Genomic DNA, 8,681 nt, shown 5'->3' with positions numbered 1-8,681 from the left:
CTACTTGACGGGTGGCACTTCATAACTGAGGAGCCATTTTTGTAGTTTTTTCACATTTTCCATATTCAGCAATCGGGCGCTATTGTTGAAGAAGGATTAAAAAAAGCCGATTCCTTATTGTCTTAGGGAATCGGCTTTTTGCGCTATAGAAGTCCTTTTCTGTTTAAAGATACCTCCTAAAGGTATCCAGAATTATTACTACTTCATAAACTATGTAGAATTTATTTTTTATATTTAACTTGTAAACTATGTTGATTTATATAACTAAGTCATATGATCGACACCAAGGAAATTCATCATAGTTTACATTATGTTGAAAACTGAGTGCGAAATTTAGAAGATACAATGCAGGAGTCTAATGCATAGAAGTGGTTTGAAAGTTGCCGAGCTTTTTAGGAGACCGAAATACTATTATTGAAGAATTTAATCTGACTATCAATGACGAAGGGAATTTTAGGAGAGATGACAGTGAGAAAAGAATATGATTATTAAAAATGGATCAAATTATAAAATCATTTATGACCTAATACAGTTAGGAACGATTTTGTTATTTTTAGGAACTATTAGAAATTCCTTTTTCAATTTATGGAAGAAAAATAGGCTTTACTAAATATATTATGATAAAATTTTAATTATTAATAGTTAAAATGGAACAGGGACATTATAGAAAAATTCACTAGTTTTACTTAGAATAAATATTAAAATTTATCTACAAAATAGGAGTTATAAAATGGAACATTTACTTAATTCTAAAGGGTCATGTTGGAAAAAATGGGATTTACATATTCATACACCTGAATCGATTTTAAATAGTAATTTTTCAGGAGACTGGAATAGATATATAGAGACTTTAGAAAAACTTGAAGATATTAGTGTTATTGGAATTACTGATTATTTTTCTTTAAAGGGATATTGGAAGGTAAAACAATTCAAAGAAGAGGGAAAATTAAAAAATATTGATTTAATTTTACCAAATATTGAGCTTAGACTAAATACTACTACTTATAAAAATAGAGCAATTAACATACATATTATTTTTTCTCCAGAAGTGGATCATTTAATAGAAAGGTATTTTTTAAATGAGTTAGAGTTTGAATATAATTAAAATCACTACAAATGTACAGAAGACGATTTAATCACTTTAGGGGAGATTTTCTGTAGCGGGGATTATTCAAGAGAAAAAGCGTTATATGAAGGTATGAAACAATTTAAAGTATCTCTAGATAATTTAAAAAAAGTATTACGAAAATACCAGCAAAAATTCAAAGATAAGTATTATTGGCTAGAGCAATTGACATTGCGCTATATTTAGTTCCAGCCACAAAAGCATTTAGAGCTACTACAGCAGGATTTAAATTATTAAGCTATACAACACAGAAATCGATGGTGAGAGCGATTGCTGGAGCGGTGGCAAAAACTAGTTTTCATTATATTAAAATTAGTGAAAGTAAGATTTTTAACATCTTAAATCTTGCTGCGGGTGGTATAGGATCAATTGTGACAACGTATTTAATCGATCCATTGGATGGTAAACGTGATGGAAAAGTTATGTTGTGGTAATTTCTGTTAGATGTGAAATAGAACGTGTATGCTTGATATTGATATTAAGCACGCACTTAAACTCATTTGTAAAAAATTTTGGGATAGGAGAGCACATTGACCCCTTTGCACCAGGATATAAATCATCTATTTCAGTCGAGTAAATAACAAGGACCAACTTGTTAATTATTGATCCTTGTAACCTATTTACGGTTGTGCTAACTTATTTGTGGTGGCTTCTCCAGCCAACCATGTTTTATCATTATTTTAGTACCTTCATTTGCGTAGTCCGCCACATCTTTAGCAGTAAGAGCTGATTTTATTTTTAAATCATTACGTAAAGTGAAGCCAAAAGCAAAGGCATTAGCCCCAAGCATAAGGTTTGTTAACATATAATTAAAGTACATCATTAATTTATCGGAAAAAGGGCTTTCTTTTGAATTAGTAGCATTACCAATAGAAGTTATAATTGGCGATATATTATCATCTAACAGCATTTTACTACTTTCTTTTAATATCTTACTCGATAACTCCATTCCTTTATGGAAATAATCTTTCACTTCCTGTTCTTTTGCAACTTGCGAAAATGCATACATTAAAGTCATCCCTATATTGTTGTTTTCCAAATTATGATGAATTGTTGCTAGCTCATATGAATCCATTTGTCTCGTCTTTTCAAAAAAATTAAATCCGCTTAAATAATGTAAGTCGTTTATGTACTCGTTAGAATTTGGCATTGGTATGTATGGAGGGCGTGCAAGAATCCCCTTTTCCAATAAATATTGCGTACAATCATGATAACAAGCCTGAGTGATGGCTGTTAAATCTTTATATATGTTTATAACATCTGTACGATAGGACATTCCAATATTGAGGGTATATAAACCCATACTCATTTCTTTTACTGCCCTTAGTAGCATTACATCAAATCCATTATCAAATAATTTTGGTACTTTTATATTAACGTCACTAGAGGAAAATCCTTGTGGACATACAGAGCCTTCATTTTTAAAAATGGTTTTAATTTTTTCAACATATATTTCTAAGTTTTTATGCAAATCATTCATAATTTTTTCTGCATGTTTATCATTTGCATTGGGAATTAGATGTTCTAAAAAACGTAAAATAAAGGTTTTTTCCTTGCAAGTCTCCCACAACGTTGCTATTTCTGTAGAGGAAAGGGTTGATTTTGGCAAAAGATTCACCTCAGTTGATAATAATGTCACTTGTATGATTTACAATAAATCCTATAAGTATGTATTCTTTTTATAGTTTTAAACTTATAAAGCATACATTCAATTTAATAAAGAAAAATAATAATGGTGAGTATTCCTCACTATTAACTTCGATGCGGAGGGAAAAGCAATGGAAATTCTAAAACACATGATACAACGTCTAGCTTATTTAATTATGAACTTTCAAAATACTTCGTATAAATTGCTGGACATTGTTCGTGAATTTCAAAAAATACTCCTTCGTCTTACTGAATTGCTCAGGGTTCAACCTGTTGTTTTAGGGTAATGCAGAGAAGTTATTAAAAGAAGAGCAAGGCTATCTTGCTCCTCTTTTATGGGGGCAAATTGATAATTTATTGGAATAGAAAAAGCCGAGAGCTTCAAATCCCCCGACCGACAATATTATAACATCATGAACATCGAACTTTGAATTTTGTATTAAGCGCTAAAAAATTTGTGAATAAATATACTTAAGCTCACTGGTGCATTACTGGAACAACGGTAATGGTTTTTCTTATTGAAGTAACGGGGCAGGATAGCATTCCTGTAGATCGTTATTTTTCGACTTTGAAAAAAATAGGGCTCCTCAGTATGATATGAGTATAGACACCACTCTAACTCACAACTTTAGGAGGAACCCTACTATGAAGTTTAAAATGCAGAACAAACAAAATCAACTAATAGAAAGAATTTCCGTTAAACATCTCGTTGTTGGTGTGGACATTGCTCAACAGTTACATGTAGCTGTTAATTTCCGTGGAATTGTTGACGGAGATCCACTTACATTCAAAAATAATGAAGAGGGATTTGCTAGTTTATTAAAATGGATTAAAAATCTTCAAAGATTAAATAACCTAGATGAAACTATAGTTGGGATGGAACCTACTGGACACTACTGGATAAATCTTTCAAAATGGCTTTCTAGACAAGATCTTGAAGTAGTAACGGTAAATCCACATTTAGTAAAAAAGAATAAAGAAAATCGTGATAATACTCAATCAAAAAGTGATAAAAAAGATGCCTTAGTCATCGCAGATATGGTGAAGAACGGTTACTACTCTGAGGTTAGGTACACACCAGAACCGTTCGAAAAACTAAGGGTTCTGATGTCTAACCGTGATGTAGTCGTTAAACGACTTGTTAGTTCTATTAATCAATTAAATCGGTGGGTAGATATTGTGTTTCCAGAACTCCGACAGGTGTTTAAAGATATTAAGGCAAAAGGGGCAATCGCAACCCTTCGTCTATTTCCATCTCCCCAAGAATTGGTGGATTTGCAGCCTCATGAGGTTATAGCAGGTTGGAAATCAATAATGAAGAGACAGCCTGGGTTAAAAAAGGCCCTATTACTTCTTCAGGTAGCCAGGAAATCTGTTGGCACAAGACAAGCACTTGATGCTTATAAATTTCATTTGGAACAGTTATTAGAAGAATATGATTTAGCTGTAACACAACTCGAAAGAGTTGGAGGAACAAGTTACTGATGCATTAAATAAAATCCCTTTCACTAAGAAATTGCTTACTATTAAAGGAATTAGTGAAATTTCCCTAGCTGGCATTTTAGGTGAGGCAGGAGATTTAAGTGGTTTTTCTCACGGTAATTCGCTACTTCGCCATGCTGGATTGCATCTAGCTGAAGCAAGTTCAGGGAAGTGGAAAGGTCAAATTATCATTTCTAAACGTGGAAGGTCAAGACTACGGCGATTCCTCTACTTAGCGACAATGAGCCTTGTGATGAACAACCCAGAATTCAAAGCATTACATTCCCATAATGTTAAAGTGAAAAAAATGAAGAAAATGAAATCGATTATGAAGTTAATAGGTAAGTTAGCCAGGATTTTTGTAGGTATAGCGCGACGAAATGAAACCTATTGTCCTGATAAATTTCAACCATTATCACCTTTGGCAGCCTAATCACTTACAGAATCGAAGATTACTCATCCCCTTTTATGATAGAAATGTATAATATAGCAGACTTGTATTACCGAATGTTGGCTTATTCGTAGGATTTCAAATATGTACGGAGTACCAGATTTCTTCAACATAAGGGCACGGACCCATTAGGATAGCATAACTGGCCTCCACCCCTTGGATAGGCATGACGAAGGAATGATAGGGCATTTGACCCGTTGAGACATGGGAGGGAAAGCCTCCAGGGGCGGCGTGGAGCATGTACATCATATGGTAAAATATGGAGTATCAATACACTCCTTTATTTCACTATGCCTTCACGTAGCATAATGTTCTGAAATCATTTCGAGTAACCGTTAACCCTAATTAAAGGGGTGTGAAATCCTGCGAATAAGCGAGCATTCGTGAGAAAATCGTATTAAACTGAGGGAGTTGAAGAAGAAGTTGGAAACCTTATTGGAAAATGTTTAACAAATAGGGTACAAAAGAGGTAATAGTATGGGGCAATTAAGGTTAATGATTTCAGCAATTTTATCTTTGATTGTATCAATATTGAATTTTACAGATCACAGATATGTATACGGTACATTTGGAGCAATTATATTTGTTTTTGTGGTAATTGAACTGATAAAACAATTAAGAAACAAAACTAAAAGATAAGCTCTTAAGATAACGGGTGCTTGTGCGGCCGAGCATAGGTCGTATCATATAGCGGGTGGGATTCCCGTCGAGTAAGAACTAGCCATTCGCTCGTAGCGAGTCTTGAAGGGCTAAAGGTAACTTTAGTCTTTAAGCGTAGACAGTTAGGTGGCGGGCCGAAAGCCAAATGGTTGAAGGGATTGAGCTCCATAATGTTAGTAAATCGAGAGGGCTGATGCCTTAAGCACAGCAGAAAGCTACATTTTATCTTTCGTTAAAGGCAAGAAGGATAAAACCTCTCTGGAGTCAGAGACCTTGGCACGTTATACATTGATTTGATACGGCAACTCGGGAGACCCTACCGGTCTTTTCTTTTTTTTTAGAAGAGTATGGTGTACAAGCGATAACAAGCAAGGAAACCAAATGCCGATGTAGGGAGTCGGATAGCAGCGTAGTACCAATGAAGTTGGGTAATGCCGACGGAGGGAAGGCTAGCTACCAGTTATCAACCTTACTAGGGACACATTTACTACACACAGAGGTAGGGATAATAAATGGAAACAAAACTACTAAGGATAGCAGAATTAGCAAAATCTGATTCTAAAATGAAATTTACATCTCTTGCACATTTATTAAATGAACAATCACTAGCTCAATGTCACCAGGAGCTACCTACCAAAAAGGCAACTGGGGTTAATGGTACAACTAAAGAGCAATACAGTGAAAATCTAAAAGAAAACATAGAGGATTTAGTAAATAGGCTTAAAAGCAAAAGTTATCATCCTGTTCCAGTAAGAAGAATGTATATTCCAAAGCTCAATTCAAACAAGAAAAGACCATTGGGAATTCCGGAACATGAAGATAAGATTGTTCAAAGAGGCATTACGAAAATACTAAATACCATCTATGAAAATGATTTTCTAGACTGTTCATTTGGATTCCGTCCAAATCGTAACTGCCACGATGCTTTGAAAATATTGAACCATTATATTGAAAAGAGATCAGTAAATTATGTAGTAGATGTAGATATTAAAGGATTCTTTGACAACGTTGACCACACATGGATGATGGAGTTCTTAAAGCTGCGAATAGCTGACCCTAACTTACTTAGAATCATTGGTAGGTTTCTTAAAGGTGGATATATGGAGGAAGGTAAGAAATATAAAACAGACAAAGGCACACCGCAAGGTGGAGTAATATCTCCGATATTAGCCAATGTATACCTTCATTATGTCCTTGACCTATGGTTCGAGAAAAGGGTTAGGAAACAGTGCGAGGGACAAGCATACATAGTGAGATATGCAGACGATTTTGTTTGTTGTTTTCAATATAAATGTGAAGCCGAGCAATTCTTCCATTCATTAAAGTTGAGATTAAAGAAATTTAATCTAGAAATAGCTGAGGATAAAACCAAAATCATACCCTTCGGTCGGTTTGCGGAGCAAAATGCAAATCAACAGGGAAGAAGTAAACCGGAAACTTTTGATTTCCTTGGATTTACACACTATTGCGGTAGGAGTAAACAAGGAAAATTTCGAGTAAAACGGAGAACAAGCAAGAAGAAAGTCCAAGCTAAACTAAAAGAAACTAAAGAATGGTTGAAAATTAACAGAAATAAAGACATTCATATGATTATGGATAGATTTAAACGCTCACTAGTAGGTTATTACAACTATTATTGCATCACAGATAATACACAAAGTGTAAACAAATTCAGAGACAAAATCGGGTACTTACTGTTTAAATGGCTCAATAGAAGAAGTCAAAGGAAATCATTTACTTGGGATAAATTCAGACTCTTTCTTAATAAATATCCATTACCTTACGCAAGAGTTAAGGTTAATATATACGACTTAAGAAAAGAAATTAGCTATATTTTGTAAATGATAACTAGGAGGAGCCGTGTGCGTAAATAGCGCAAGCACGGTTCTGTGAGGGGGGAGGAGTACAATTTACCGCAAGGTAGAAAGGCTCCCTTCTACTCGACTAGTGAAAAATTGGGGGTTGCGGCTGCGATCCCTTTGATTGTGCTAACCGGCAGGTTAGTTTAAAAAGGATGGCATAAAATGTTAGGTAATTAGGTGGTCAAAAAAGGGATTTCTTCTTTAATTGTTGAAGTTATATTTATTCGATAAAAAGGTGTGATTTATATGAGTTTAGTAAATAAGAACAATGTTTTACAATTTTTATTTTGGTTACTTCTCATATTTTCCGTAATTGCACAAATATCGGACCAACTCATAGTGTGGTTAGTCCCGAATACTGTTTCCATATGGGATGAAAGATTGTGGTTTACATTAGTACCAGTGTTGGTTAACTCATTACTAATAATTTTCATTTATAAAAAATCTATAGTTAAGCCTTTCATTTCTCATTTATCTCTTACCCTTAATACCTTTTTGGTTCTATATTATTTTTATTATCAATTTATTTGGGATGTTGGAGGATGGAAGTTATTTTAGAAATTTTATAGTTTTGAAATTATGACAATGAATCAGCTAAATGGGTGCTTTTGTTAAGGATGATGGTCACTGCGGGCGGTCATTTTTTCTTTTTGTGCTAACGGGCAGTTTAGTTCAATAAGGATTAAGGCTTTTTTGTTGAAGAACTTGTTGTATCAATGGGGAGTATAAAAGATAGAATACATAATGCAAAATTTAACCTTTTGATTAAGGAGAATTTTAGAATGAGAATGAAAAAATTTCGAGGGTTAAAAAGAAGTATCAGAAAATTTTACAAAGATTTTGAAGAAGAGACCAGAGTTTTTCCAACAGACTTTGAGGGATATTATGAGTACCATCTCCCTGATAATGGAGCGTACTGGTTAAATTCCTCGAAAGTTTCTTACAAATTAAAATCTGAATGTTTTCAGTTTTTGATTGACAGAACAAAACACTTAATTGATTTAAAACCAGCTAAATTAGAAGCAGCGAAAGTTGTTTTAATGATTGATTTTCACTATTGGTATAGCACAAAAATCTATATTTATAATGAACCCGAAGAAGTCGAATTTGAACAGAACGATGGAAATGTTTCGATAGTAAAACCAGAGAATTTTCGGGATTTTGCAAAAGAGTGGAATGTAAAAATCCCCCCTGGACTTGATGTTATCGGGACTAAATCTAAAGTGATAAATAAGGACTATTTTTTTGCTGATATATACGGTGGTGAAACTTGGTATATTGGACACCTGTAATAATGAGCTAACTGGGGCATTACTGCATCAACGGTAATGCTTTTTTCTTCTTCAAGTAACGAGGCAGCATTCCTGTAATGAAAGAAAATGGAGTTTGAACAAAAAAATAACCTCTTGGTAGAATGAGAGAGTCCCGACGCTGGCCAGCAAAAAGGACAAAT

At 34.0% G+C, this 8,681-nt stretch carries 5 protein-coding genes and 1 pseudogene; 5 read left to right on the top strand and 1 reads right to left on the bottom strand.

Annotation, left to right across the window (positions count from 1 at the left end; all coding sequences use genetic code 11):
- Positions 1–730: 730 nt before the first annotated feature.
- Together J7E81_RS29670 and J7E81_RS29665 are read left to right on the top strand one after the other, a co-directional pair.
- Complete coding sequence (locus J7E81_RS29670) at positions 731–1,105, top strand: PHP domain-containing protein (RefSeq protein WP_215047734.1); 375 nt, start codon at positions 731–733, stop codon at positions 1,103–1,105.
- A gap of 173 nt (positions 1,106–1,278) precedes the next feature.
- Positions 1,279–1,560 (top strand): hypothetical protein, encoded by a 282-nt coding sequence (locus J7E81_RS29665; RefSeq protein ID WP_215047733.1) that lies wholly within the window; start codon positions 1,279–1,281, stop codon positions 1,558–1,560.
- A 197-nt stretch (positions 1,561–1,757) separates the two neighbouring features.
- On the opposite strand, the gene J7E81_RS29660 is transcribed toward J7E81_RS29665, so the two are convergent.
- Positions 1,758–2,735, bottom strand: coding sequence for a DUF3231 family protein (locus tag J7E81_RS29660; protein ID WP_251028971.1), 978 nt, complete (start codon positions 2,733–2,735; stop codon positions 1,758–1,760).
- Positions 2,736–3,418: 683 nt separating this feature from the next.
- On the opposite strand from J7E81_RS29660, the pseudogene J7E81_RS29655 reads away from it, so the two are divergent.
- The 3 genes and pseudogenes from J7E81_RS29655 (at position 3,419) to J7E81_RS29645 (ending at position 8,520) form a co-directional block, all read left to right on the top strand.
- Positions 3,419–4,688 (top strand): annotated as a pseudogene (locus J7E81_RS29655) (IS110 family RNA-guided transposase).
- A 1,190-nt stretch (positions 4,689–5,878) separates the two neighbouring features.
- Entirely contained in the window at positions 5,879–7,207 is a 1,329-nt protein-coding gene (gene ltrA / locus J7E81_RS29650; RefSeq protein ID WP_215047732.1) for a group II intron reverse transcriptase/maturase, read from the top strand.
- An 803-nt stretch (positions 7,208–8,010) separates the two neighbouring features.
- The gene (locus tag J7E81_RS29645; RefSeq protein ID WP_215047731.1) at positions 8,011–8,520 is read left to right on the top strand and encodes a DUF3916 domain-containing protein; all 510 of its coding nucleotides are present in this window, start codon (positions 8,011–8,013) and stop codon (positions 8,518–8,520) included.
- The last annotated feature ends 161 nt before the right edge of the window (positions 8,521–8,681 follow it).

The sequence above is a fragment of the Bacillus sp. ISL-18 genome, from assembly GCF_018613415.1.
Taxonomy (GTDB): domain Bacteria; phylum Bacillota; class Bacilli; order Bacillales; family Cytobacillaceae; genus Neobacillus.
This window is presented reverse-complemented; position numbering and strand designations above follow the sequence as displayed.

What these genes read in the sequence shown, in the direction of transcription:
- J7E81_RS29670 (WP_215047734.1), top strand. Translation starts at nt 731, where the DNA reads ATGGAACATTTACTTAATTCTAAAGGGTCATGTTGGAAAAAATGGGAT.
- ltrA (WP_215047732.1), top strand. Translation starts at nt 5,879, where the DNA reads ATGGAAACAAAACTACTAAGGATAGCAGAATTAGCAAAATCTGATTCT.
- J7E81_RS29645 (WP_215047731.1), top strand. Translation starts at nt 8,011, where the DNA reads ATGAGAATGAAAAAATTTCGAGGGTTAAAAAGAAGTATCAGAAAATTT.